General features: G+C 40.7%; 24 protein-coding genes and 1 pseudogene. 21 read left to right on the forward strand and 4 right to left on the reverse strand.

Features of this window, described 5'->3' with window-relative positions:
• Positions 1–4: 4 nt before the first annotated feature.
• Positions 5–1,072: an ABC transporter ATP-binding protein gene (locus AC6I9F_RS02010; RefSeq protein ID WP_000159551.1), complete on the forward strand. Its 1,068-nt coding sequence runs from the start codon at positions 5–7 to the stop codon at positions 1,070–1,072.
• Between the two features lie 10 nt (positions 1,073–1,082).
• On the forward strand, positions 1,083–2,009 hold the full coding sequence (locus AC6I9F_RS02015) for an ATP-binding cassette domain-containing protein (protein WP_498022405.1): 927 nt from the start codon (positions 1,083–1,085) through the stop codon (positions 2,007–2,009).
• 459 nt (positions 2,010–2,468) lie between these two features.
• Here AC6I9F_RS02015 and AC6I9F_RS02020 read toward each other — a convergent pair whose 3' ends face one another.
• Together AC6I9F_RS02020 and AC6I9F_RS02025 are read right to left on the reverse strand one after the other, a co-directional pair.
• Positions 2,469–3,347, reverse strand: a complete 879-nt coding sequence (locus tag AC6I9F_RS02020) for a LysR family transcriptional regulator (protein WP_498022407.1) — start codon at positions 3,345–3,347, stop codon at positions 2,469–2,471.
• 127 nt (positions 3,348–3,474) lie between these two features.
• On the reverse strand, positions 3,475–3,825 hold the full coding sequence (locus AC6I9F_RS02025; RefSeq protein WP_498022408.1) for a helix-turn-helix domain-containing protein: 351 nt from the start codon (positions 3,823–3,825) through the stop codon (positions 3,475–3,477).
• Positions 3,826–4,183: 358 nt separating this feature from the next.
• Between AC6I9F_RS02025 and AC6I9F_RS02030 the strand changes: the two genes are divergently transcribed.
• The 7 genes and pseudogenes from AC6I9F_RS02030 to AC6I9F_RS02060 all read left to right on the forward strand — a co-directional run bounded on the left by AC6I9F_RS02030 (position 4,184) and on the right by AC6I9F_RS02060 (position 12,797).
• Complete coding sequence (locus AC6I9F_RS02030; RefSeq protein ID WP_498022410.1) at positions 4,184–5,809, forward strand: malolactic enzyme; 1,626 nt, start codon at positions 4,184–4,186, stop codon at positions 5,807–5,809.
• Between the two features lie 76 nt (positions 5,810–5,885).
• A complete protein-coding gene (locus tag AC6I9F_RS02035; protein WP_368081635.1) occupies positions 5,886–6,833 on the forward strand; it encodes an AEC family transporter in 948 nt (315 codons plus the stop codon).
• 12 nt (positions 6,834–6,845) lie between these two features.
• Complete coding sequence (gene mprF, locus AC6I9F_RS02040) at positions 6,846–9,380, forward strand: bifunctional lysylphosphatidylglycerol flippase/synthetase MprF (RefSeq protein WP_498022412.1); 2,535 nt, start codon at positions 6,846–6,848, stop codon at positions 9,378–9,380.
• 103 nt (positions 9,381–9,483) lie between these two features.
• Positions 9,484–9,603, forward strand: a pseudogene (locus AC6I9F_RS02045) (IS630 family transposase); the annotation flags it as partial.
• Between the two features lie 495 nt (positions 9,604–10,098).
• Entirely contained in the window at positions 10,099–11,076 is a 978-nt protein-coding gene (locus tag AC6I9F_RS02050) for an ABC transporter substrate binding protein (protein WP_498022414.1), read from the forward strand.
• 11 nt (positions 11,077–11,087) lie between these two features.
• The gene (locus AC6I9F_RS02055) at positions 11,088–11,981 is read left to right on the forward strand and encodes an ABC transporter permease (RefSeq protein ID WP_125409758.1); all 894 of its coding nucleotides are present in this window, start codon (positions 11,088–11,090) and stop codon (positions 11,979–11,981) included.
• Positions 11,982–11,993: 12 nt separating this feature from the next.
• On the forward strand, positions 11,994–12,797 hold the full coding sequence (locus AC6I9F_RS02060) for an ABC transporter ATP-binding protein (protein WP_498022416.1): 804 nt from the start codon (positions 11,994–11,996) through the stop codon (positions 12,795–12,797).
• A 32-nt stretch (positions 12,798–12,829) separates the two neighbouring features.
• Here the strand turns inward: AC6I9F_RS02060 and treR are convergent, their stop codons facing one another.
• Entirely contained in the window at positions 12,830–13,540 is a 711-nt protein-coding gene (gene treR, locus AC6I9F_RS02065) for a trehalose operon repressor (RefSeq protein WP_498022417.1), read from the reverse strand.
• A gap of 298 nt (positions 13,541–13,838) precedes the next feature.
• Here treR and treP point away from each other — a divergent pair, with 298 nt between their 5' ends.
• From treP to yidD, 12 genes are all read left to right on the forward strand, one after another.
• The gene (gene treP / locus AC6I9F_RS02070) at positions 13,839–15,806 is read left to right on the forward strand and encodes a PTS system trehalose-specific EIIBC component (protein WP_498022419.1); all 1,968 of its coding nucleotides are present in this window, start codon (positions 13,839–13,841) and stop codon (positions 15,804–15,806) included.
• 177 nt (positions 15,807–15,983) lie between these two features.
• Entirely contained in the window at positions 15,984–17,609 is a 1,626-nt protein-coding gene (gene treC / locus AC6I9F_RS02075; RefSeq protein WP_498022421.1) for an alpha,alpha-phosphotrehalase, read from the forward strand.
• 255 nt (positions 17,610–17,864) lie between these two features.
• The gene (locus AC6I9F_RS02080; RefSeq protein ID WP_000364990.1) at positions 17,865–18,113 is read left to right on the forward strand and encodes a YneF family protein; all 249 of its coding nucleotides are present in this window, start codon (positions 17,865–17,867) and stop codon (positions 18,111–18,113) included.
• A gap of 202 nt (positions 18,114–18,315) precedes the next feature.
• Complete coding sequence (gene racE / locus AC6I9F_RS02085) at positions 18,316–19,110, forward strand: glutamate racemase (RefSeq protein WP_050972309.1); 795 nt, start codon at positions 18,316–18,318, stop codon at positions 19,108–19,110.
• The gene (locus AC6I9F_RS02090) at positions 19,107–20,078 is read left to right on the forward strand and encodes a nucleoside-triphosphate diphosphatase (protein ID WP_498022437.1); all 972 of its coding nucleotides are present in this window, start codon (positions 19,107–19,109) and stop codon (positions 20,076–20,078) included. The genes racE and AC6I9F_RS02090 overlap by 4 nt, the downstream gene beginning before the upstream one ends.
• Entirely contained in the window at positions 20,054–20,575 is a 522-nt protein-coding gene (locus AC6I9F_RS02095) for a metallophosphoesterase (RefSeq protein ID WP_020902175.1), read from the forward strand. The genes AC6I9F_RS02090 and AC6I9F_RS02095 overlap by 25 nt, the downstream gene beginning before the upstream one ends.
• Entirely contained in the window at positions 20,572–21,033 is a 462-nt protein-coding gene (cbpB, locus tag AC6I9F_RS02100) for a cyclic-di-AMP-binding protein CbpB (RefSeq protein ID WP_498022439.1), read from the forward strand. Before AC6I9F_RS02095 ends, cbpB begins: the two co-directional genes overlap by 4 nt.
• The gene (gene xerD / locus AC6I9F_RS02105; protein ID WP_498022441.1) at positions 21,030–21,764 is read left to right on the forward strand and encodes a site-specific tyrosine recombinase XerD; all 735 of its coding nucleotides are present in this window, start codon (positions 21,030–21,032) and stop codon (positions 21,762–21,764) included. Before cbpB ends, xerD begins: the two co-directional genes overlap by 4 nt.
• Positions 21,764–22,492, forward strand: coding sequence for a segregation/condensation protein A (locus tag AC6I9F_RS02110; RefSeq protein WP_498022443.1), 729 nt, complete (start codon positions 21,764–21,766; stop codon positions 22,490–22,492). The genes xerD and AC6I9F_RS02110 overlap by 1 nt, the downstream gene beginning before the upstream one ends.
• Before the next feature lie 18 nt (positions 22,493–22,510).
• A complete protein-coding gene (scpB, locus tag AC6I9F_RS02115; RefSeq protein ID WP_498022444.1) occupies positions 22,511–23,080 on the forward strand; it encodes an SMC-Scp complex subunit ScpB in 570 nt (189 codons plus the stop codon).
• Positions 23,067–23,789, forward strand: coding sequence for a pseudouridine synthase (locus tag AC6I9F_RS02120; protein WP_054376474.1), 723 nt, complete (start codon positions 23,067–23,069; stop codon positions 23,787–23,789). The genes scpB and AC6I9F_RS02120 overlap by 14 nt, the downstream gene beginning before the upstream one ends.
• Positions 23,789–24,031, forward strand: coding sequence for a membrane protein insertion efficiency factor YidD (gene yidD / locus AC6I9F_RS02125; RefSeq protein WP_000821624.1), 243 nt, complete (start codon positions 23,789–23,791; stop codon positions 24,029–24,031). The genes AC6I9F_RS02120 and yidD overlap by 1 nt, the downstream gene beginning before the upstream one ends.
• Before the next feature lie 217 nt (positions 24,032–24,248).
• Here the strand turns inward: yidD and AC6I9F_RS02130 are convergent, their stop codons facing one another.
• Complete coding sequence (locus AC6I9F_RS02130) at positions 24,249–25,214, reverse strand: siderophore ABC transporter substrate-binding protein (protein WP_368081571.1); 966 nt, start codon at positions 25,212–25,214, stop codon at positions 24,249–24,251.
• Positions 25,215–25,232 lie beyond the last annotated feature (18 nt).

The following is a 25,232-nucleotide window of genomic DNA, read 5'->3' on the forward strand; positions in this document are numbered from 1 at the left end:
AGAAATGACAAAAGAAAAAAATGTAATTTTGACTGCTCGCGATATTGTCGTGGAATTTGACGTTCGTGACAAAGTATTGACAGCCATTCGCGGCGTTTCTCTTGAACTAGTTGAAGGAGAAGTATTAGCCTTGGTAGGTGAGTCAGGATCAGGAAAATCTGTTTTGACAAAAACTTTCACAGGTATGCTTGAAGAAAATGGTCGCATTGCCCAAGGTAGCATTGACTACCGTGGTCAGGATTTGACAGCCTTGTCTTCTCACAAGGATTGGGAACAAATTCGTGGGGCTAAGATTGCGACTATCTTCCAGGACCCAATGACTAGTTTGGACCCCATTAAAACAATTGGTAGTCAGATTACAGAAGTTATTGTAAAACACCAAGGAAAAACAGCTAAAGAAGCGAAAGAATTGGCCATTGACTACATGAATAAGGTTGGGATTCCAGACGCAGATAGACGTTTTGATGAATACCCATTCCAATATTCTGGAGGAATGCGTCAACGTATCGTTATTGCGATTGCCCTTGCCTGCCGACCTGATGTCTTGATTTGTGATGAGCCAACGACTGCCTTGGATGTGACTATCCAAGCACAGATTATTGATTTGCTGAAATCTTTGCAAAATGAGTACCATTTCACAACAATCTTTATCACCCACGACCTTGGTGTGGTGGCAAGTATTGCAGATAAGGTAGCGGTTATGTACGCAGGAGAAATTGTTGAGTATGGAACTGTTGAGGAAGTCTTCTATGACCCTCGCCATCCATATACATGGAGTCTCTTGTCTAGCTTGCCTCAGCTTGCTGATGATAAAGGGGATCTTTACTCAATCCCAGGAACACCTCCGTCACTTTATACTGACCTGAAAGGGGATGCCTTTGCTTTGCGTTCTGACTATGCAATGCAGATTGACTTCGAACAAAAAGCTCCTCAATTCTCAGTATCAGAGACACATTGGGCTAAAACTTGGCTTCTTCATGAGGATGCTCCAAAAGTAGAAAAACCAGCTGTGATTGCAAATCTCCATGATAAAATCCGTGAAAAAATGGGATTTGCCCATCTGGAAGACTAGGAGGAAGGAAATGTCTGAAAAATTAGTAGAAATCAAAGATTTAGAAATTTCCTTCGGTGAAGGAAGTAAGAAGTTTGTCGCAGTTAAAAATGCTAACTTCTTTATCAACAAGGGAGAAACTTTCTCGCTTGTAGGTGAGTCAGGTAGTGGGAAGACAACTATTGGTCGTGCTATCATCGGTCTCAATGATACAAGTAATGGTGATATTATTTTTGAGGGTCAAAAGATTAATGGTAAGAAATCGCGTGAACAAGCTGCGGAATTGATTCGTCGAATCCAGATGATTTTCCAAGACCCTGCTGCAAGTTTGAATGAACGTGCGACTGTTGATTATATTATTTCTGAAGGTCTTTACAATTATCATCTGTTCAAAGATGAAGAAGAACGTAAAGAGAAAGTTCAAAATATTATCCGTGAAGTAGGTCTTCTTGCTGAGCACTTGACTCGCTACCCTCATGAATTCTCAGGTGGTCAACGTCAACGTATCGGTATTGCCCGTGCCTTGGTCATGCAACCAGACTTTGTTATTGCGGATGAGCCAATTTCAGCCTTGGACGTTTCTGTACGTGCCCAAGTTTTGAACTTGCTCAAAAAATTCCAAAAAGAACTTGGTTTGACCTATCTCTTCATCGCCCATGACTTGTCGGTTGTTCGCTTTATTTCAGATCGTATCGCAGTTATTTATAAGGGTGTTATTGTAGAGGTTGCAGAAACAGAAGAATTGTTTAACAATCCAATTCACCCATATACTCAAGCCTTGCTTTCAGCGGTACCAATCCCAGATCCAATCTTGGAACGTAAGAAGGTCTTGAAGGTTTACGACCCAAGTCAACACGACTATGAGACTGATAAGCCATCTATGGTAGAAATCCGTCCAGGTCACTATGTTTGGGCTAACCAAGCCGAATTGGCGCGTTATCAACAAGGACTAAACTAATAATGGTTTTATAATTTCCATGTCAATTTTTATGGAAATTATAAACCTTTTTTTGTTGGACTGATTTGAAAACCTTTGAAAGTGGCTTGAAAGAATTTTCGAAAGAAATAGAATTCTTAGAAAATCATTGAATTATAGTGAGATGAAATAAAATCTGAACAACTTTATTAGGAAAGTCAAATTCATTTCTAGAAAAGGTTTAGAAGTCGCGGCGTATTACTCTAGCTTCAATCTACTATAGTCTAATACTCTTCGAAAATCTCTTCAAACCACGTCAGCGTCGCCTTATCGTATATATGTGACTGGCTTCGTCAGTCTTATCTACAACCTCAAAACAGTGTTTTGAGCAGCCTGAGGCTAGCTTCCTAGCTTCCTAGTTTGCTTTTTGATTTTCATTGAGTATAATATCTACAATGTAAAAAACTCTAGCTATCAGTTCATTGATAGTTAGAGTTTTTTCTATTCATATGATTTAAGGAGATTAAATAAGGCTTCTACTTCTGATGACGGTGTAGCTGATTTAAGGTAAGCGTAATAAACTGTAAAAGTTATCTTGTCCTTCGGTATAAGAGGAATTTTTATTAAATCATCATCTTCATCAGAAAGTGCGATATCAGCCAGTAAACTAAGGCCAATCCCTTTCTTTAAAAGTTCTTTAAGGATGGCAATGTCATCAGTCTTAAAGAATATTTCTGCCTTGTTTTGATACTTTTGATTAAGCGTTTCAAAAGCTTTCAGGTGAACAAAGTGTTCGTCTAAGAGTATAAAGGATTGATCTGTTAATTCTTCAAAAGCGAGTGAAGGAGCAGTAGCAAAAGGATGGTTCTTAGATAAAACGACATACAGTTCTTTATGAAATAGCTCGTGTGACTCTATTGAAGGATAGTTGAGAGGTTCAATCAAACCGAGTAGGCTTGCATCAAGGTCTCCTTTGACGAGAAGGTTTAATAGCTCCACGGAGCCACCGCGGATAGGGCGTACCTTTTTTAAAAAATCGAATTTATCTTTTTCGTTTAAGGCAGCAAAGAGATACTGAATGATAATAGGAGGGAATCCTACAGTAGAGTATTGTGCCAAGGAGCGATTAATTTCTTTGCGAGTAGAAATGACCTCAGGTAAAATCAGTTCTGTATGCTTTAGAAGGATTTGTCCTTGAGGAGTTAGCTTGAAGGAACGATGCGAGGGGTCATGGTGAATCAATTTGCAGTTAAAGGATTCCTCTAAGCGCTTGATAGCATAAGAAATAGATGGTTGGCTGACTTTATGTTGTTTTGCTACTTCCGTATAGGATTGAAGCTGGCAGAGGTCATAAAAATATTGTAGATCTTTTAAATTCATATGGGCTCACTTTCATTAGTTGGAGAAGGAAAATAAATGGAAAACAGCAGATAAATAATTTTTATCCGTATCCTACAATTTGACTATACGAGTATTCACCAGTTAAAATGTAAGTGAGTCAGGGATCTCAAAGATTATCTAAGATACTCTCAAAAATGACCAACATCTTTTCTCGTTTATCAATAGGGAGCTGTTTAATCTTCATGTTGATTCTTTTGAGTGAAAGATTGTCACTCTTATCAGAGGTTGATTCAAGGCTATCAAAATTGAAAAATTCCTCTGGGGTCATTTCTAGGGCGTCAATCACTTTTTCAAGACTGTGAATGGTCAGATTCACATTTTGGTTTTCAAGTTGATTGATATACTTAAGCCCGAGTCCTGCTTGTTCCGAAAGTTCTTCCTGGCTCATTTTATTTTGTGTTCGAAAATATTTCACTTTTTTGGAAATATATTGTTGTAAATAGTTTTTAGTTGTCATATAAATAGAATACAAGTTTTATATGACAAAAAAACACCTTAAAAAATACAAAGTACTACATAACAAACTTATATGATATTTATTTTAATGAGGATTGTCAATTTGTATGATTGGTTTCTTTTACTCGAAACTTTTAGTAAAGAGTGATCATCGAGAGTTTGATGAGTTCAGAAATTTATAAAATATAACAACTTAAAGTATTATCAATAATAGTGTTTTAAGTATCAAAGAGCCTATTAGAAATTGTTTTCGTAGGCTCATTATAACATATGCGTATACAATTGTATTGTTTAAACAACAACGTTTCATGAACAATTCGTTTCATGTGGTATAATATAAGTAAAAAGGAGGTTGCACTATGACTGCACATGATATTTTAAACAATCCTTTCCTCAATAAAGGTACTGCCTTTACCTTAGAAGAGCGAAAGGAACTAGGCCTTATTGGTTTACTGCCACCGTATGTTCAAACGATTGAAGAACAAGCGGCGCAAACTTATGCACAAATGCAAACAAAAGCCAATGATTTGGAAAAACGTCTTTTCCTAATGGAAATTTTTAATACCAACAGGACTCTTTTCTATTACCTCTTTTCTCAACATTTGGAAGAATTCAATCCAATTGTATATGATCCAACCATCGCAGATACCATTGAAGGCTATAGTGATCTTTTTGTAGATCCCCAATATGCGGGATATCTTGATATCAGTCATCCTGAAAATATTGAAGCCACTTTGAAAAACGCTGCCGGGGGTCGCGAGATTCGTCTCATTGTTGTAACAGATGCAGAAGGAATCCTTGGAATTGGCGACTGGGGAACAAATGGTGTCGATATTTCTGTTGGGAAATTGATGGTCTATACGGGTGCTGCTGGAATCGATCCTTCAATGGTCCTTCCTTTAGTTATTGATGCAGGGACTAACCGTGAAGAACTTCGAAACAATCCTAATTACTTAGGAAATCGTCACGAACGGGTCCGCGGAGATCGTTACTACGACTTCATTGACCAATTTGTTCAAACAGCAGAACGTCTCTTTCCTAAACTCTACCTTCACTGGGAAGATTTTGGTCGCATGAATGCTGCCAATATTCTTGAAAAATACCGGAAACAAATTCCGACCTTTAATGATGATATTCAAGGTACAGGAATCGTTACCTTGGGTGGTATCTTTGGTTCGCTGGATATTAGTGGTGAAAAATTAACAGATCAAGTTTATCTCTGCTATGGTGGTGGTACTGCGGGTGCAGGAATTGCCTCTCGTGTTCTTCGTGAAATGGTAAGTGAAGGTCTTTCTGAAGAAGAAGCCTATAAACGTTTCTTTATGGTTGATAAACAAGGTCTTCTCTTTGATGACATGGATGACTTGACACCAGAGCAAAAACCATTTGCTAAGAAACGTACTGACTTTAGTAACACAGATAAGTTGACTGACCTGCTTGAAGTAGTGAAGACTGTGAAGCCAACCATTCTTGTAGGAACTTCAACTCAGCCTAATACCTTCACTAAAGAAATAGTAGAAGCTATGTGTGAAAACACAGAACGTCCAATGATCTTCCCTTTGTCAAACCCAACTAAATTGGCAGAAGCTAGTGCCAAAGATTTGATTGAATGGTCAGATGGCAAAGCTTTTGTCGCAACAGGAATTCCTGCTGATACGGTTTCTTATAAAGGTGTAGACTATGTGATTGGTCAAGCAAATAATGCCTTGATTTACCCAGGTCTTGGTCTAGGTATGCTGGCTTCTGAAGCAAGTCTTTTGACTGATGAAATGATTGGAGCGGCGGCGCATTCATTGAGTGGTATTGTCAATCCAGGCCAACCAGGAGCTCCTGTCTTGCCACCATTCAAGTATGTAGCAGATGTTTCTATTAAAGTAGCAGAAGCAGTCGCTAAAAAAGCACAAGAGCAAGGTCTTGCACGCGTTAAGGAAACAGATATGGCCAAAGCAGTTCGTGATTTGAAGTGGTATCCAGAGTATAAATAATTCATTTCTGCTGCTATCCTTCTATAGTGGCAGATTTGTATGGGCTGTGGACTTAAGTAATTTAGAAAGGATACCTATGTCACTCTTTTTAACCTCGATTACGAGTATCATTCCGATTATTGCTATTATTGTTTTGGGGTATATTCTTCAGGTGAGGGGATGGTTTGGAGATAGTTTTGGATCCAATCTATCTCGTTTGATCATGAATGTAGCCTTGCCAGCGTCAATCTTTGTGTCGGTGATGAAATACCTAACGCTAGATAAACTAATCAGTCTTTCTGGAGGACTCTTTTATACTTTTGTAGCATTTAAATTGGGATATATAGTAGCTTATATTGCAGTTAGGCTTTTCAAGGTTCGTCCGGGACGGCGAGGAACCATGATTAATACCTTTGTGAATGCCAATACTATTTTTATCGGTTTACCATTAAACGTTGCTCTTTTTGGTAATCAGGCTCTTCCATATTTCTTAATCTACTATATCACCAACACGATTTCCACCTGGACATTAGGCGTGTATGTGATGACGAGCGATAGTAAATCGGGTCAAAGCAAGAAGAAAACTAAATTTGACTGGAAGAAATTGCTTCCAGCTCCGCTTGTAGGTTTTCTTGTCGCTCTACTATTTTTGATCCTCCGAATCTCTATTCCAGATTTCGCAACAAATACCTTAACTTATGTTGGAAATATCGTCACTCCCTTATCTCTGATTTATATTGGTATCGTTCTTGCAAAGGCAGGCTTGAATACTATTACTTTTGATAAAGATACAATTGTCACTTTAGTTGGACGCTTTATCCTAGCTCCTCTGATTATGCTTCTTGTATTGAAGTTCTCTGCACCAAATATGGCGACAGTAGAATTTAAGACCTTTATGATTCAGTCCGCTACACCAGCTCTAGTTGTTCTCCCAATCCTTGCTAATCAGGGAAAAGGAGATGTGGAATTCTCTACGAATGTGGTGACTCTAAGTACGGTTCTATTTATCGTTGTTATTCCAATATTACAAACTTTATTAGGATAAGAGGAAGAGCTTGTGAGAACAATTTTGAATTGCGTGAAAAAATGGCAGATACTCATCAAGATTACCTTATTTTTATCTATTGTTAGTCTAGTTATTGTAGAGATAATCAGACTTTTTAAGACAATTTCGTTTGATAAGATTGGAGAAATCTTGGGGGAACTCTCTCCAATAAAAGTCATTGCTTTAGCTTTGCTCGGTTCTATGGCTGTTGCGCCAATGATGCTCTATGATAGAATCCTAAATAAAGAACTTAATCAGAAACAAAAATTATCTTACTTACTAGAAACAAGTTGGACTATAAATAGCTTGAATAATATGATTGGCTTTGCCGGTTTGGTGGATGTTGGTTTACGCTATTCTTTCTATGGAGATGAAGAACGCTCTGAAAAAAGTATGCAAGGAATTTCTCGTGTCATCCCTTATTTTATGAGTGGTTTCTCACTGTTTGCACTGATAAGTTTAATTTTCACAATTATATTTCCTATTTCAATGGGGATTAAACAATATTGGCCAGCTCTTTTGGGAGCTTGTCTCTATCTTCCAATTATTTTATTTGTTTCAAATAGAAAAAAATGGGTCTATTTTGGTCAATTGAGTGGAAGGACAATTTTATCTTTAGTGCTAACTTCTGCCCTTGATTGGGCTAGTGTATTAAGTTTTTTCCTTTTGGTTGGGTATGTTTTAGGCTACAATTTACCAATTTATGATGTAATCCCCCTCTTTATGATTGCTATTACAATTGGCATTATATCGATGATTCCTGGTAGCCTAGGTAGTTTCGATTTAATTATGGTATCTGGTTTAGTTGGCCTTGGTATTGATAAAGATCAGGCGCTAAGTTGGTTACTAGTATTTCGTTTATTCTATTATATTCTTCCTTTCTGTTTAGGAGTTGTTTTATTCTTAAAAAATATGGGTGGCCGACTTAATGAGAAATATTTGGGAATTCCCCAAAAGGTTATTGGATCACTATCAACTATAGTATTGGTTTGGGGGTTACGACTGTTTGCTTTCTTCCTCGTGGTTTCAGCTATAGTTCCTCAAGAATTAGGACATCTTCCTTTGTTTAAAGAACTTTCACCTAGCACTGGACAGTTTGTTTTTCAACTTCCTAGTATCATTCTCGGCGTTCACTTCTTCCTTCTTGCAAGACTAGTGAAACGACGTTTAAAATTTACATTACCATTAGCTACTGTACTAGGTCTAGTAAGCCTTGTTTATTTGAATATTGGTAGTCTTTCATTCGCAAGTAGTTTTTTTCTAATCATTATTTTGTCTATCATATGGTGGATTAGAAATACATTTGTTCGCAGTCATTATATTTATGCTTGGGAAGATTGTTGTAAGGATATATCGTATATTGGTGGAAGTTTCTTCTTGACCCTTGTTTTGTTAGGACATTTGAACCCTCATCATGTATTTGAAGTTAAACATCTTCCTCATTTGATTACACACTGGATTCATCTTTTTGGCTCGTCTCTGATATTGGTGATTTCGTATGTTTTGGTACTCCGTGAGAGCAATCAAACCAAAGAGAATTTTGGAGAAGTTTTCGATAAGCAACGTTATCAAGACTTTATTGCAACAATACCAAATATAAATTTAGATGCTACCCTGGCTTATTTAGATGACAAATACCTTTATTGGTACCAAGAGGATGGTCAAGACAAGGTTGTTTTCCAATTTGCAATTGAAAATAATAAATGTGTCGTTATGTCGGATCCACTGGCACAGTCAGGATACTTAGAAAAAGGCGTATCGAAGTTTTTAGAGGATGCGGAGGACACAAATGTCTCTGTTATTTTCTACGAAATTAATCAAGAAACAACCCTATTACTTCATGAATATGGGTACGACTTTATGAAATTTGGGGAGACTGCTCAGGTATTACTCGATAGATTTACAACCGAAGGAAAACAAGGAAAGAAATTTAGAACAGTTGTTAATCGATTAGAAAGCAAGGGGTATCAATTCCAAGTATTACAACCACTTTTTGATAAGAAGTTACTTAACACCCTTAAAGAAATATCGGATAATTGGCTAGATGGTCGCCAAGAAAAAGGGTTTTCACTTGGATTTTTTGATGAGAAGTACATTCAATTAGCACCAATAGCCCTTGTAAGGGATCAGGAAGATAAGGTTCAGGCTTTTGTTACCTTTTTAGCTTGTAATGGTCCTGAAGAAGCTAGCATCGATTTGATGCGCTACCACTTAAAGACAGCACCCAATGGTATTATGGATTATCTCTTTGTGAAATTATTACTTCATTTTAAAGAAGAAGGAGTTCGTTTATTTGAATTAGGCATGGCGCCGTTGTCAAATGTAGGAACTGAGAAACATAGCTTTCTACAAGAAAAAGTAGCCTATCTCATCTATGCCTTCACTAATCGATTCTATTCATTTAATGGTCTTAGACAGTATAAACAAAAGTTTAATCCTATCTGGACACCTAGATATGTTGCCTATCCTCGGGATACTTGGCTTATTTTGGATATGTTAGCAATCTACAGAGTTGATAACCGAAAAGTAAAGAAATTGTCGTATTGACTATTGGTTTTAAACAGTATAAAATAACTGTCGATTTTTTGTCCGACTGCCAAGAGTCAGTTTAATACTATACTAAAATCAAAACGCATTATATAATAGTGATATAAAATCAACCAAAGAAGAAATACAAGCCATCAAAACACTTTTAAAAGACTCTAGTACAACCAAATACCAAAAAAGTCTTCAAATCGTTCTATTTTGTCTAATGGGCAAATCTTTGAAATTATCCTAAAAGAATTGAAAGCATCCTGAAAGAATTTTCGAAAAATTTTAAAATATTCTGAAATATTCTTGACAGGTGATGAAAAAGGTGGTAAGATAGGAAACATCAAAAAAGAAAGCAGAAAAGAAATGAATAAAAGACAAGCTGTAACGATGAATCAAAACTTTTACTTTAGCTACTTTAGATAGTGTTTGTAGACATGTCACCATGGATGCAAACAGTTCAAGCAATTTGTTTGTATCTATGTGGCTAAGATTTTTGATTGTGGTCCATATAGATGAATATCTAAATGGACTAGCAAAGTTATAACTTGTTAGATTATTTCAAGCATCCGTTTAGATAGTATCTAGGCGGTTTTTTGTTTTATACTCTTCGAAAATCTCTTCAAACCACGTCAACGTCGCCTTGCCGTACTCAAGTACAGCCTGCGGCTAGTTTCCTAGTTTGCTCTTTGATTTTCATTGAGTATTATCTTTTCTGAGAAGGAGTTTCATTATGAAAGTTGTTCGAAAATTACTAGCACCCCTCTTGGTAGTGGGGATTCTCTTGACCTCTCTGATTAGTTTGCATCAGTTGAAGGCAGATAAGAAAAAAGATGTATTTCGTATCGGTATTTCGCAGTTTATTACTCATCAATCTTTGGACGCTACTAGAGAAGGTTTTGTGGATGAGCTGGCCAAGCAAGGCTATGTTGAGGGGGAAAATATTGAGATTGATTTGCAAAATGCACAAGGAGAACAACGAAATCTTAAAATGATTTCCCAGCAACTAGCAGAATCTAGTGATGTCGTTCTAGCTATCGCAACGCCTTCTGCTCAGAGCTTGGCCAATACAACACAAACGACACCTGTTATCTTTTCAGCGGTAACAGATCCTGTCAGTGCCAAGTTGGTTGAGTCAAGAGAGCATCCTGGGGGCAATGTAACTGGGACAAGCGATCAGTCATCAGATGCCATTTCAACCCAAATCAATTTGATAAAGAAAGTGTTGCCAAAAGCTAAAACGATTGGAATTCTTTATACTCAGAGCGAGCCAAACTCAGTTGTCCAAAAGGATGAAGCTAAGCGCCTTCTGGAAGAAAAAGGCTTTACCGTTGTTGAAAAAACAATCTTGGACAGTAACAACGTCAAGGCGGCTGCAGAAAGCTTGATGGCAGAGGTGGATATGGTTTTTGTACCAACGGATAATATCATTTCATCAACCATGGAAACAGTCAAGCAGGTTTCTATTAAACACAAGGTTCCAGTATTTGGTGGTTCAACAGAAATGATTGCTGTTGGTGGCTTGTATAACTACGGAACCAATTATGAAGAATTGGGACGTCAGACAGCACGTATGCTGATTCGTATTTTAAAAGGTGAAAAGCCAGAAAATATAGCAGTTGAGTTGCCTGAAAAACTGGAATTGCATACCAATCAAGAAATGGCAGATGCATTGGGAATTGATATTAGTAAGTTAGAAGGCAAGGAATAAGGAGGTTTAAGATGAATTTTGTGTTATCTAGTTTATCAGAAGGTTTGTTGTGGTCGATTATGGCGATTGGGGTCTACTTAACTTTCCGTATTTTGGATATTGCGGATATGACTGCTGAGGGAGCCTTTCCACTGGGGGCGGCTGTCGTCGTATCTCAGATACAGGCAGGGACAAATCCTTGGATTGCGACCTTACTTGCCTTGCTGGCAGGTATGGTAGCAGGTCTAGTATCAGGAATGCTCCACACCAAGATGAAAATTCCAGCTCTCTTGACAGGGATTGTGACCTTGACAGGGCTTTATTCGATCAATATTAAAATCATGGGAAGTGTGCCTAATCTTTCCTTGGGAGATTCTTCGACTGTCTTTAAACAGTTGGCGAGCTTGGGGCTGTCAAATGAAGAAGCTGTTTTCTCATTCAGTTTGGCCTGTCTCTTACTTGTTTGTTTGGTCTTGACTCTTTTGATGAAAACAGAGATTGGCTTGGTCTTGCGTTCGACTGGGGACAATATTCCTATGAGTGAGGCTAATGGGGTCAATGTAGACACCATGAAGATTGTTGGTTACATGATTTCAAACGGCTTGATTGCCCTATGTGGTTCCTTGTTTGCCCAAAATGATGGATTTTCAGATGTGACTTCTGGGACAGGAACCATCGTTGTTGGTTTGAGTGCAGTGATTATTGCGGAAGTCTTGATACACGACTTGACCATTGGAGGCCGCTTGTTATCCATCGGAATCGGTGCTATTGTTTACCGTTTGATTATTTTAAATATCTATGAAATTCCAAATCTAGATCAAAACCTAGTTCGTCTCTTTAATGCAATCTTGTTAGCCTTAGTTTTATTTGCACCAGAATTGCAAAAGAGATTAAAGATTCGTGGTCTGAAATTGAGAAATGAATAGGAGGAGAAAGTTATGGCAAGTTTGTTAACACTTGAAAATATTCACAAGACATTTGAAGCAAGGACGGTCAATGAGAACCATGTCCTCAAAGGATTAGACTTAGAGGTTGAAGAGGGAGATTTTATCTCTGTGATTGGTGGAAATGGAGCAGGGAAATCCACTTTGATGAATATCCTGGCTGGCAATCTATCGGTGGACGAAGGGGATCTTTTATTGGCAGGCAAATCCATTAAAAATCTGAGTGTAAGAAAGAGAGCCAAGGATATCGCTCGTGTTTTTCAAGATCCTAAGATGGGAACAGCTTCTCGTTTGACGATTGAGGAGAATATGGCTATTGCCTTGAGACGCGGTCAGAAGAGAGGGCTTGGTTGGGGTGTGAAGGAGAAGGATAGAATCCAGTTCCAAGAGGCCTTGAAGGAGTTGAATATTGGTCTTGAAAACCGCTTAAAAGTAGATACCCAATATCTCTCAGGAGGCCAAAGACAGGCCTTGACCCTAGTCATGGCAGCTCTGGTGAAACCCAAACTTTTGCTTTTGGATGAACACACTGCGGCACTTGATCCGAAAACTAGTCAAATGGTGATGGACTTGACGCAAAAGATTGTGGAATACCATCAGTTGACGACTTTGATGATTACCCACGATATGAACCATGCGATTGAGTACGGCAATCGTCTCATTATGCTCTATCAGGGTAAGATAGTGGTGGATGTCAAGGGAGAAGAGAAAAAGCATCTGACAGTTGAAGACCTTATGCATCTTTTCCAGAAAAATAGTGGCCAAAGTCTAGTTAGTGATGAATTGGTTTTGGGATAAAGAAAAAGGCTGAGATCCAGTGTCTCAGTCTTTTATTTCTTGCGCTTTGCAAAGTCTACAAAGTGAAATTTTTCTAATTTATGGCGACTTTCGGTAAACTGAAATTGGCGTCCGTCTTGGAGATAGACTTTTGATTTAATCGAAACGACATAAGGGTCTTTGCCAATGTCCATGAGAATCTTGTCTCGGTCATTTGAGTGGTCAATGGTTATTTCCTTTTGAGCATAATCAATAAGGAGTTTGAGGTCGTCCTCTATATAAGAATAGATAGAATGCTCAGCAATTTGGCGAGTGATATTTGGGATTAGTTCCATATCCAGATAGTCCGTATCCAGAACGGATACCAGATCATCCACCACACGCTGGCGGACCACCTTCCAAACCATGCGAAATTCTGGGAAGCCGGTTATTAGTGAGGATTTTTTATCAATAATAATCTTGTCCAGACTGACCACGTTGGTTTTAGAGCGCAGTCCAAGTTCTTGAACTAGTTCTTGGTAGCTGGTTAGGTTGGATACAGGGAAATTGACGGTTTCTTCTTTGACGACTTGAGAACCTTGCCCCCGTATCTTTTTAATCAATCCTTCCTCTTGGAGGAGAGACAGGGCCTTTCGGACGGTATCACGGCTTACCTGATATTGCTCCATGAGGTCATGCTCGCTAGGAAGGAAATCTCCGACAGCGTAAGTCTCGTTTTGAATGGTTTCTTGGATTCGCTTAAATAATTGTTGGTATTTCTTCATTGTACTTCCTTATACTCTTCGAAAATCTCTTCAAACCACGTCAGCTCTATCTGCAACCTCAAAACAGTGTTTTGAGCAACCTGCGGCTAGCTTCCTAGTTTGCTCTTTGATTTTCATTGAGTATTAAATGGGTTTTTAGTCTAGTTTAATGAACACCTGTATCTATTTTACCATACAAGTGCTAGAAAATTTACAAAAAAACACTCTTTTTACACCAAACAAGTTGCAGACAAGTTTGGTATCGTTTACAATATACTTATCAAATCAAACTTGCTTTGACAAGTATAAGGAGAATCAAATGGGAAAATTTGAACAAGAAGCCAAAGATTTGCTTCAGGCAATTGGAGGTAAAGAGAATGTGACTGCCGTCACCCACTGTGCGACACGGATGCGGTTTGTTTTAGGAGATGATAAGAAGGCTAATGTTAAAGCTATCGAGTCAATTCCAGCTGTTAAAGGAACCTTTACAAATGCAGGTCAATTTCAGGTAATCATTGGAAATGACGTGCCCATCTTTTATAATGATTTTACAGCCGTTTCAGGTATTGAGGGTGTTTCCAAAGAAGCAGCCAAGTCTGCAGCTAAGAGTAATCAAAACGTGGTCCAACGTGTTATGACCACTCTGGCGGAAATCTTTACTCCGATTATTCCAGCCTTGATTGTTGGTGGATTGATCCTCGGTTTCCGTAATGTCTTGGAAGGTGTCCATTGGTCGATGTTGGATGGCAAGACCATCACAGAATCCTCTCAGTTTTGGGCAGGGGTTAATCACTTCCTCTGGTTGCCTGGTGAAGCTATCTTCCAGTTCTTACCAGTAGGGATTACTTGGTCTGTATCTCGTAAGATGGGAACCAGCCAAATCTTGGGAATTGTTCTCGGAATCTGTTTGGTATCGCCTCAGTTGCTCAATGCCTATGCGGTTGCTTCAACGCCAGCAGCTGATATTGCGGCAAACTGGGTTTGGAATTTTGGTTACTTTACTGTTAATCGTATCGGTTACCAAGCCCAAGTTATTCCAGCCTTGCTTGCAGGTTTGAGTCTGTCTTATCTTGAAATTTTCTGGCGCAAGCATATTCCAGAAGTGATTTCCATGATTTTTGTGCCTTTCTTGTCATTGATTCCAGCTTTGATTTTGGCTCATACTGTTTTGGGACCAATTGGTTGGACAATTGGTCAAGGACTTTCATCAGTTGTATTGGCAGGTTTGACGGGTCCAGTTAAATGGCTCTTCGGTGCGATTTTTGGTGCCCTCTACGCTCCATTTGTCATCACAGGTCTACATCATATGACCAATGCTATTGATACACAATTGATTGCGGATGCTGGTGGAACTGCCCTCTGGCCTATGATTGCTCTTTCTAATATTGCCCAAGGTTCGGCCGTATTTGCTTACTATTTCATGCACCGTCATGATGAGCGTGAGGCTCAGGTTTCACTTCCTGCCACTATTTCAGCCTATCTTGGTGTTACAGAACCAGCCCTCTTTGGGGTCAATGTCAAATACATCTATCCATTTGTAGCTGGAATGACTGGTTCAGCTCTTGCAGGCATGTTATCCGTTACTTTTAATGTAACTGCGGCTTCTATTGGTATCGGTGGTTTGCCAGGTATCCTCTCTATTCAACCTCAATACATGTTGCCATTTGCAGGAACTATGCTAGTCGCTATTCTTGTTCCAATGCTCTTGACTTTCTTCTTCCGCAAGGCCGGTCTCTTTACAAAAACAGAGGACGATACGGACTTGCAGGCAGAATTCGTTGCTCAAGAAGAAGCGGAATTTGTGAGCTATGAACCAGTAGAACATACTCCAGTAGAAATTGTTAGCCCACTGACTGGTCAAGTAAAAGAACTAAGTCAAGCAACGGATCCAGTCTTTGCTTCAGGTGTCATGGGGCAAGGTCTGGTCATTGAACCAAGCCAAGGTGAGTTGACTTCTCCAGTCAATGGGACAGTCACGGTTCTTTTTCCTACCAAGCATGCCATCGGTATTGTCTCTGACGAGGGGGTGGAATTGCTCATTCACATCGGTATGGATACAGTAGGTCTTGATGGCAAAGGATTTGAAAGTCTTGTAGCCCAAGGAGATCATGTCACAGTTGGTCAGAAACTGATTCGTTTTGATATGGATGTCATTAAGGCTGCAGGCCTGGTAACAGAAACTCCTGTCATTATTACCAATCAAGATGCTTATACAGCGACCATCACTGGAACTTATCCGACAACGATCCAAGCTGGAGAAGATCTCATGGTCGCAACACGAATCTAATACTCTTCGAAAATCTCTTCAAACCACGTCAGCTCTATCTGCAACCTCAAAACAGTGTTTTGAGCAACCTGCGGCTAGCTTCCTAGTTAGCTCTTTGCTTTTCATTGAGTATAATTGAAATAAAACAAACAGGGACGGAAGACAGCTTCCTCCCTTTTATCAGAAAAGGAGAAACAGATGACACTTGATAAAGGAAAAGTAGTCTATCAAATCTATCCAAAATCTTACAAAGACACCACTGGCAATGGTATTGGGGACTTCCGTGGAATTATTGAAAAAATCCCTTATCTAGCCAAACTAGGTGTGGATATGGTCTGGCTCAATCCATTCTATCCAAGTCCTCAACGGGATAATGGTTACGATATTTCAGATTATATGGCAGTAGATCCTCTTTTTGGTGATATGACTGATTTTGAGGAAATGGTGTGTGTTGGTAAAGAACACAAGATTGACTTTATGCTGGACATGGTCCTCAATCATTGTTCGACAGAGCATGAATGGTTTCAGAAAGCCTTAGCTGGGGACAAGTATTATCAAGACTTTTTCTTCATCCAAGACCAACCAACAGATTGGCAGTCTAAGTTTGGTGGCTCTGCATGGGCGCCCTTTGGGAATACAGGGAAATACTACCTTCACCTCTTTGATGAGACCCAGGCTGACCTTAACTGGCGCAATCCCAATGTCCGTAAGGAGCTTTTCAAGGTTGTTAATTTCTGGCGCGACAAGGGTGTCAAAGGTTTCCGATTTGATGTGATCAATTTGATTGGCAAGGATGAAGTCTTAGTGGATTGTCCTGAAAATGAAGGAAAGCCAGCTTACACAGACAAGCCCATCGTTCATGACTATTTGCGTATGATGAATCAAGCCACTTTTGGAGCAGACGATAGCTTTATGACAGTTGGGGAAATGTCTTCTACAACTATGGGAAATTGTGTCCTCTATTCGTCGCCTGACCGTCAGGAATTATCCATGACCTTTAATTTTCATCACCTCAAGGTGGACTACAAAGATGGGCAAAAGTGGACCTTGGCTCCCTTTGATTTTGAAGAGTTGAAGAGTCTTTACCATAGTTGGGGTAAGGAAATGAGTGATAAAGGCGGTTGGAGTGCCCTCTTTTGGAACAATCACGACCAACCACGCGCCCTGAATCGTTTTGTCGATATTCAGAACTTTCGCAAGGAAGGGGCTACCATGCTAGCAGCCAGCATTCACCTGTCACGTGGGACACCTTATATTTATATGGGCGAGGAAATCGGGATGATTGACCCTGATTATGATTCTATGGCTGATTATGTGGATGTCGAATCGCTTAATGCTTATCAGATGCTCTTAGAAGAAGAGAAGAGTCAGGAAGAAGCCTTCCAGATTATTCAGGCTAAGTCGCGTGATAATTCACGAATTCCTATGCAGTGGGATGTTTCTGAAAATGCAGGATTCACAGTAGGCACACCTTGGCTCAAGGCAGGAAAATCCTATCCTCACATCAACGTTGAAAATGAAATCCAAGGCCCGATTTTCACCCTCTATCAAGACTTGATTCGACTTCGCAAAGAAATGCCTATCATCTCAGAAGGAAGTTACAAACCAGCCTTTGAAGATAGCAAACAAGTCTATGCTTTTGAACGCCAGTATGAGGATCAAAAGTTACTAGTGCTCAATAATTTTTATTCCACAGAAGTGGAAATCGATTTACCAGTAGCCTACCAAAATGGACAGATTTTGCTTTCAAACTATGAAGATGCAGAAGTGTCTGAAAAAATGCTACTCAAACCTTATCAAACACTGGCTATCTATGTAAATTGATACTTTTCTAAAATCTCTTCAAACCGTGTCAGCTCTATCTGCAACCTCAAAACAGTGTTTTGAGCAGCCTACGGCTAGCTTCCTAGTTTGCTCTTTGATTTTCATTGAGTATAAATTCAGTAAGGAGCTCTCTTTCGCAGAAAAGCAGGGTTCTTTTTGCTGTCTATTCCCTCCCTGAAAGCGTAAAACAAACTAGTCAGGGTGGCTAGTTTGTGGTATAATGAAAGAGACTCAAAAAGAAACAGGAGAAAAATGATGGATTTACTTTTAGCAATTGTATTGATTGTGCTAGCTTTTCTAGGAGGAGCTCTTGGAGGAATGTACTTGGTTCGTAAGCAAATTGAAAAAGAATTCGCTGACAACCCACGTTTGAATGCTGAAGCAGTTCGTACTCTTTTGAGTGCAAATGGTCAAAAACCAAGCGAAGCTAAGGTACAACAAGTTTACCACCAAATCATCCGCCAACAAAAGGCAGCCCTTGCTAACAATAAAAAGAAAAAATAAATAAGGAAAAGTCTGGGATGAAAGTTCCAGACTTCTCACTATGTTGGTTATGGTTTAGGGATGAGACTTTTTCCTTGCATTCTATTGATATTTGATTATGATTAAGAGAGATAGTTGTTGATTAGGCTGTCATTATTCAGTTCATAAGGAACGGTAATCATAATGAACTATCAATCAGAAAAAAGACTAGAAAGAAGACTGTATGGATAATCGACCAATTGGTTTTTTGGATTCGGGTGTCGGGGGCTTGACCGTTGTGCGCGAGCTCATGCGCCAACTTCCCCATGAAGAAATCGTCTATATTGGAGATTCGGCACGGGCGCCTTACGGGCCCCGTCCTGCTGAGCAAATTCGTGAATATACTTGGCAGTTGGTCAACTTTCTTTTGACCAAGGATGTCAAGATGATTGTCATTGCTTGTAATACTGCGACTGCCGTCGTCTGGGAAGAAATCAAGGCTCAACTAGACATTCCCGTCCTAGGTGTGATTTTGCCAGGAGCTTCGGCAGCTATCAAGTCCAGCCAAGGTGGGAAAATCGGAGTGATTGGAACGCCCATGACGGTACAATCAGATATCTACCGTCAGAAAATCCATGATTTGGATCCGGACTTACAGGTGGAGAGTTTGGCCTGTCCCAAGTTTGCTCCCTTGGTTGAGTCTGGCGCCCTGTCAACCAGTGTCACCAAGAAAGTGGTCTATGAAACCCTGCGTCCCTTGGTTGGAAAGGTGGATAGCCTGATTTTGGGCTGTACCCATTATCCACTCCTCAGACCTATTATTCAAAATGTCATGGGGCCCAAGGTTCAGCTCATCGATAGTGGGGCAGAGTGCGTACGGGACATCTCAGTCTTACTTAATTATTTTGAAATCAATCGTGGTCGCGATTCTGGACCACTTCATCACCGTTTTTACACAACAGCCAGTAGCCAAAGTTTTGCACAAATTGGTGAAGAATGGCTGGAAAAAGAGATTCATGTGGAGCATGTAGAATTATGACAAATAAAATTTATGAATATAAGGATGAACAGGACTGGTATGTCGGGTCCTATGGTATTTTTGGTGGCGTCCGGACGTTGACGGATGATGACTTGGATTTTCCTCTATTGGAGTTTGCCCAAAGATTTCGAGATGAGGATCGAGGTTTTCCTGTTTCTGTTACTGTTTTACGCTATGGTTCTCTCTACCGTTTATTGTCTTTTGTGGTAGATATCCTCAACCAAGAAATGGGACGAAATGTGGAAGTCATTCAACGTCAGGGGGGGGTTCTCTTAGTTGAAAATGGGCAACTCCTGCATGTAGCATTGCCTAAAGAAGGTGTTGATGTAGAAGCCTTCTTTGAGACAAACAAGGTCAGAGAAACCTTATTGATTGCGACTCGTAACGAGGGCAAGACCAAGGAATTCCGAGCTATCTTTGACAAGCTAGGCTACGATGTGGAAAATCTTAATGATTATCCAGACTTACCTGAAGTAGCAGAAACAGGCATGACCTTCGAAGAAAATGCTCGTCTCAAGGCAGAAACTATTTCTCAATTAACGGGCAAGATGGTTCTGGCAGATGATTCTGGACTCAAGGTCGATGTCCTTGGTGGCTTGCCAGGTGTCTGGTCAGCTCGTTTCGCAGGTGTGGGAGCAACTGATCGTGAAAACAATGCCAAGCTCTTGCACGAATTGGCCATGGTCTTTGAACTCAAGGACCGCTCGGCTCAATTCCATACAACCCTAGTCGTAGCCAATCCAAACAAGGAAAGCTTGGTTGTTGAAGCAGACTGGCCTGGCTACATTAACTTTGAACCCAAGGGTGAAAATGGCTTTGGCTATGACCCTCTCTTCCTTGTAGGAGAGACAGGCAAGTCCTCAGCTGAATTAACCCTTGAAGAAAAAAATAGTCAATCTCACCGTGCCTTAGCCGTTAAGAAACTTTTGGAGGTATTTCCATCATGGCAAAGCAAACCATCATTGTAATGAGCGATTCCCATGGCGATAGCTTGATTGTGGAAGAAATCCGTGATCGCTATGTGGGCAAAGTTGATGCCGTTTTTCATAACGGCGATTCTGAACTGCGTCCTGATTCTCCCCTTTGGGAAGGCATCCGTGTTGTTAAAGGGAATATGGACTTCTATGCAGGTTACCCAGAACGTTTGGTGACTGAGCTTGGTTCGACCAAGATTATCCAAACCCATGGTCACTTGTTTGACATCAATTTCAACTTTCAAAAGTTGGACTACTGGGCTCAGGAAGAAGAGGCCGATATCTGTCTCTATGGTCACTTGCATGTGCCAAATGCTTGGATGGAAGGAAAGACTCTTTTTCTAAATCCAGGTTCTATCAGTCAACCACGTGGGACCATCAGAGAATGTCTCTATGCTCGTGTGGAGATTGATGACAGTTATTTTAAAGTGGACTTTTTGACACGAGACCATGAGGTGTATCCGGGCTTGTCCAAGGAGTTTAGCCGATGATTGCCAAGGAGTTTGAGACTTTCTTGTTGGGGCAGGAGGAAACTTTTTTGACCCCTGCTGAAAATTTAGCCGTGTTGATTGATACCCACAATGCGGATCATGCGACCCTCTTGCTCAGTCAGATGACCTATACCCGTGTTCCTGTTGTGACAGATGAAAGACAGTTTGTTGGGACGATTGGGCTCAGAGATATTATGGCTTATCAGATGGAGCATGACTTGAGTCAAGAAATTATGGCGGATACGGATATTGTTCATATGACCAAAACGGACGTAGCGGTCGTCTCGCCTGATTTTACTATTACGGAGGTCTTGCACAAGCTGGTAGATGAGTCTTTCTTACCGGTTGTGGATGCAGAGGGTATTTTCCAAGGGATTATTACACGCAAGTCCATCCTCAAGGCCGTTAATGCTCTCTTGCATGACTTTAGTAAGGAATATGAGATTCGATGCAGATGAGAGATAGGATTTCAGCCTTTTTAGAAGAAAAGCAGGGTCTGTCTGCCAATTCCAAGCAGTCCTATAAGTATGATTTGGAGCAATTTTTAGACATTGTAGGCGAGCGGATTTCTGAGACCAGTCTCAAGATTTACCAAGCCCAGCTAGCCAATCTAAAAATCAGCGCCCAGAAGCGAAAGATTTCGGCCTGTAACCAATTTCTCTACTTTCTCTATCAAAAAGGAGAAGTGGATAGCTTTTATCGTTTGGAATTAGCTAAACAAGCTGAAAGGAAGACCGAAAAGCCAGAACTGTTAGACCTAGACTCTTTTTGGCAAGAAAGTGACTATTCAGAGGGTCGCTTGCTAGCGCTCTTAATCCTAGAAATGGGGCTCTTGCCGAGTGAGATTTTAGCTCTAAAGGTTGCGGATATCAATCTGGATTTTCAAGTGTTGCGAATCAAGAAGTCTTCCCAACAGAGGATTGTCAGCATTCCCACAACCTTGCTTTCAGAATTAGAACCCTTGATGGGACAGGCCTATCTCTTTGAAAGGGCAGGGAAAGCCTATTCTCGTCAGTGGGCCTTTCGTCAGTTAGAAGCTTTTGTCAAGGAGAAAGGTTTTCCAGCCTTATCAGCCCAAGCCTTGCGGGAACAGTTCATTCTACGACAAATTGAAAACAAGGTCGATTTGTACGAAATTGCAAAAAAATTAGGATTAAAAACAGTCCTGACCTTAGAAAAATATAGATAATGGATATTAAACTAAAAGATTTTGAAGGGCCCCTGGACTTGCTCTTGCACCTGGTTTCTAAGTACCAGATGGATATCTACGATGTGCCCATTACGGAAGTTATCGAACAGTATCTAGCCTATGTCTCAACCCTGCAGGCCATGCGTCTGGAAGTGACGGGTGAGTACATGGTCATGGCCAGTCAGCTCATGTTGATTAAGAGCCGCAAGCTCTTGCCAAAGGTAGCGGAGGTGACAGATTTGGAAGATGACCTGGAGCAGGACCTTCTCTCTCAAATCGAAGAATACCGCAAGTTCAAGCTCTTGGGTGAACACTTGGAAGCTAAGCACCAAGAACGGGCCCAGCACTATTCCAAAGCGCCGACAGAGTTGATTTACGAAGATGCGGAGCTTGTTCATGACAAGACGACCATTGACCTCTTTTTGGCTTTTTCAAATATCCTAGCCAAGAAAAAAGAGGAGTTTGCACAGAATCACACGACTATCTTGCGGGATGAGTATAAGATTGAGGACATGATGGTTATCGTGAAAGAGTCCTTGACTGGACGAGATCAATTGTGCTTGCAGGATTTGTTTAAGGAAGCCCAGAATCTCCAAGAGGTCATCACCCTCTTTTTGGCAACCCTAGAGTTAATCAAAACCCAGGAGCTGATCCTCATGCAAGAGGAGAGTTTCGGAGATATCTATCTCATGGAAAAGAAGGAAGAAAGTCAAGTGGCCCAAAGCTAGACTTGATAGAGAGGAAAGATGATTACTTTAGCAAAAATAGAAGCGCTCTTGTTTGTAGCGGGTGAAGATGGGATTAGAGTCCGCCAGTTAGCTGAACTCCTCTCTCTGCCACCGACAGGCATCCAACAGAGTTTAGAAAAATTAGCCCAGAAGTATGAAAAGGACCCAGATTCCAGTTTGGCTCTGATTGAGACAAGTGGTGCTTATAGATTGGTGACCAAGCCTCAATTTGCAGAGATTTTGAAGGAATACTCTAAGGCACCTATCAACCAGAGCTTGTCTCGGGCTGCCCTTGAGACCTTGTCCATTATTGCCTACAAACAGCCGATTACGCGGATAGAAATTGATGCCATCCGTGGGGTCAACTCGAGTGGGGCCTTGGCAAAGTTGCAGGCCTTTGACTTGATACGAGAAGACGGGAAAAAAGAAGTGTTGGGTCGCCCCAACCTCTATGTGACTACAGATTATTTCCTAGATTACATGGGGATAAATCATTTGGAAGAATTACCAGTGATTGATGAGCTTGAGATTCAAGCCCAAGAAAGCCAATTATTTGGTGAAAGGATAGAAGAAGATGAGAATCAATAAGTATATTGCCCACGCAGGTGTGGCCAGTAGGAGAAAAGCAGAAGAGCTGATCAAGCAAGGCTTGGTGACGGTCAATGGTCAAGTAGTGCGTGAACTAGCAACGACCATCAAGTCAGGCGACAAGGTCGAAGTGGAAGGTCAACCTATCTACAACGAAGAAAAGGTCTATTATCTGCTTAACAAACCACGTGGTGTGATTTCCAGTGTGACAGATGACAAGGGCCGCAAGACGGTTGTCGATCTCTTGCCCAACGTGAAGGAGCGCATCTACCCTGTAGGTCGTTTGGACTGGGATACATCAGGAGTCTTGATTTTGACCAATGATGGGGACTTTACGGATGAAATGATTCACCCTCGTAATGAGATTGACAAGGTTTATGTCGCGCGTCTTAAAGGTGTGGCCAATAAGGACAATCTCCGTCCCTTGACCCGTGGACTTGAGATTGATGGTAAGAAAACCAAGCCGGCTGTCTATGAGATTCTCAAAGTGGACCCAGTTAAAAACCGCTCTGTGGTGCAGTTGACCATCCATGAAGGGCGTAACCACCAGGTTAAAAAGATGTTTGAAGCTGTCGGTCTCCAAGTGGACAAGTTGTCACGTACCCGTTTTGGACATCTAGACTTGACAGGACTCCGTCCAGGAGAATCTCGTCGTCTTAATAAAAAAGAAATCAGCCAACTACACACCATGGCTGTAACCAAGAAATAATGAAACGAATCTTAATAGCGCCTGTGCGCTTTTACCAACGGTTTATCTCACCAGCCTTTCCACCCTCTTGTCGCTTTGAGCCGACTTGTTCCAACTACATGATTCAGGCTATTGAAAAACATGGCTTCAAGGGTGTTTTGATGGGTTTGGCTCGAATTTTACGTTGCCATCCATGGTCGAAAACAGGTAAGGACCCCGTCCCAGACCATTTTTCCCTTAAACGGAATCAAGAAGAAAAATGAGGCGGGGTAAAAATATTTTAGTAAAATGATAAAAACGCATCCAATCAGGTTTGAGTGAGCTTGATTGGATGCGTTTTATCATGTAAAGATGTTAGTTGATACTCAATGAAAATCAAAGAGCAAACTAGGAAACTAGCCGCAGGCTGTACTTGAGTACGGCAAGGCGACGTTGACGTGGTTTGAATTTGATTTTCGAAGAGTATGAGTTTAAAGTAGCTTATTTCAAGGCTTTTTGTGCATCTTCAATCATGAGTTTGGTTGATTCAAGTCCGCCTCCGCTTAGATACCAGAGGTCTGGTGTTAATTGGATAATCTTACCATTTTTAGCAGCAGGTGTTTCAGCGATAAGGGCATTTTCTAGGACACCGTCGTTGCTAGAGTTGTCCCCACCGATGGCAAGGGTACGGTTGATGACAAAGAGGATGTCAGGATTGATTTCTTTGACACTTTCAAAGCTGACTTCTTGTCCGTGGCGAGAATCTTCAAATTGAGTATCAGTTGGCTTGAATTTCAAGGTTTGGTACAAGAAAGAGAAACGAGATTGGGCACCAAAGGCTGCCATTTTTCCCTCGTTGAGGAGGATGGCAAGGGCTTTTTTGTCAGAACTTTCATTTTTAGTTGCGACTTCTTGAATGCTCTTGTCAAGCTTGGCCAATTCTTCCTTGGCTTTCTGTGTACCTGTTTCGCTGAAGGCGCTTGCTAGGGATTCAATATTAGCCTTGGTAGAAGTCCAGTAGTCATCTTTGCCTGCTTGGAAGAGAACAGTCGGAGCGATTTCGTTGAACTTATCTACGAATTTTTGGGTACGTGGTGAAGCGATAATTAGGTCTGGTTCAAGAGCAGCAAGGGCTTCTAGGTCTGGCTCAACCATAGAACCAACATTTTTAACTTTTCCAGCTAGATCTTTTAGATAAGTCGGAACAGTTTTTGTAGGCATTCCGACGATATTCTTTTCAAAACCTAAAGCGCGAATAGTATCCGCAGCACCGAGGTCAAAGGTCACAATCTTTTCAGGGACTTTTGAAAGTGTGACTACACCTAGTGAACTTTTAATGGTTACCTCTGTTGGAGCAGAGCTACTTGACTCCGTCTTACTAGTGCTTGAGTTTGTACTACATGCACCAAGTAGGAGCAAGAAGCTGGCCGCTAGGGCAGTGAGATAAAGTTTAAGGGATGTTTTCATAATTTCTCCTTTTTAAAA

This window comes from Streptococcus nakanonensis, assembly GCF_059738785.1.

Bases quoted from the DNA above. Each gene is read 5' to 3' on its own strand.
- AC6I9F_RS02020 (WP_498022407.1), bottom strand. From the start codon at position 3,347: ATGAATTTAAAAGATCTACAATATTTTTATGACCTCTGCCAGCTTCAA.
- treP (WP_498022419.1), top strand. From the start codon at position 13,839: ATGGGAAAATTTGAACAAGAAGCCAAAGATTTGCTTCAGGCAATTGGA.
- AC6I9F_RS02130 (WP_368081571.1), bottom strand. From the start codon at position 25,214: ATGAAAACATCCCTTAAACTTTATCTCACTGCCCTAGCGGCCAGCTTC.
- AC6I9F_RS02090 (WP_498022437.1), top strand. From the start codon at position 19,107: ATGACAAATAAAATTTATGAATATAAGGATGAACAGGACTGGTATGTC.
- AC6I9F_RS02060 (WP_498022416.1), top strand. From the start codon at position 11,994: ATGGCAAGTTTGTTAACACTTGAAAATATTCACAAGACATTTGAAGCA.
- racE (WP_050972309.1), top strand. From the start codon at position 18,316: ATGGATAATCGACCAATTGGTTTTTTGGATTCGGGTGTCGGGGGCTTG.
- AC6I9F_RS02050 (WP_498022414.1), top strand. From the start codon at position 10,099: ATGAAAGTTGTTCGAAAATTACTAGCACCCCTCTTGGTAGTGGGGATT.
- cbpB (WP_498022439.1), top strand. From the start codon at position 20,572: ATGATTGCCAAGGAGTTTGAGACTTTCTTGTTGGGGCAGGAGGAAACT.
- xerD (WP_498022441.1), top strand. From the start codon at position 21,030: ATGAGAGATAGGATTTCAGCCTTTTTAGAAGAAAAGCAGGGTCTGTCT.
- AC6I9F_RS02030 (WP_498022410.1), top strand. From the start codon at position 4,184: ATGACTGCACATGATATTTTAAACAATCCTTTCCTCAATAAAGGTACT.
- AC6I9F_RS02080 (WP_000364990.1), top strand. From the start codon at position 17,865: ATGGATTTACTTTTAGCAATTGTATTGATTGTGCTAGCTTTTCTAGGA.
- AC6I9F_RS02010 (WP_000159551.1), top strand. From the start codon at position 5: ATGACAAAAGAAAAAAATGTAATTTTGACTGCTCGCGATATTGTCGTG.
- treC (WP_498022421.1), top strand. From the start codon at position 15,984: ATGACACTTGATAAAGGAAAAGTAGTCTATCAAATCTATCCAAAATCT.
- treR (WP_498022417.1), bottom strand. From the start codon at position 13,540: ATGAAGAAATACCAACAATTATTTAAGCGAATCCAAGAAACCATTCAA.
- AC6I9F_RS02120 (WP_054376474.1), top strand. From the start codon at position 23,067: ATGAGAATCAATAAGTATATTGCCCACGCAGGTGTGGCCAGTAGGAGA.
- AC6I9F_RS02035 (WP_368081635.1), top strand. From the start codon at position 5,886: ATGTCACTCTTTTTAACCTCGATTACGAGTATCATTCCGATTATTGCT.
- AC6I9F_RS02095 (WP_020902175.1), top strand. From the start codon at position 20,054: ATGGCAAAGCAAACCATCATTGTAATGAGCGATTCCCATGGCGATAGC.
- yidD (WP_000821624.1), top strand. From the start codon at position 23,789: ATGAAACGAATCTTAATAGCGCCTGTGCGCTTTTACCAACGGTTTATC.
- AC6I9F_RS02015 (WP_498022405.1), top strand. From the start codon at position 1,083: ATGTCTGAAAAATTAGTAGAAATCAAAGATTTAGAAATTTCCTTCGGT.
- AC6I9F_RS02055 (WP_125409758.1), top strand. From the start codon at position 11,088: ATGAATTTTGTGTTATCTAGTTTATCAGAAGGTTTGTTGTGGTCGATT.
- AC6I9F_RS02025 (WP_498022408.1), bottom strand. From the start codon at position 3,825: ATGACAACTAAAAACTATTTACAACAATATATTTCCAAAAAAGTGAAA.
- scpB (WP_498022444.1), top strand. From the start codon at position 22,511: ATGATTACTTTAGCAAAAATAGAAGCGCTCTTGTTTGTAGCGGGTGAA.
- AC6I9F_RS02110 (WP_498022443.1), top strand. From the start codon at position 21,764: ATGGATATTAAACTAAAAGATTTTGAAGGGCCCCTGGACTTGCTCTTG.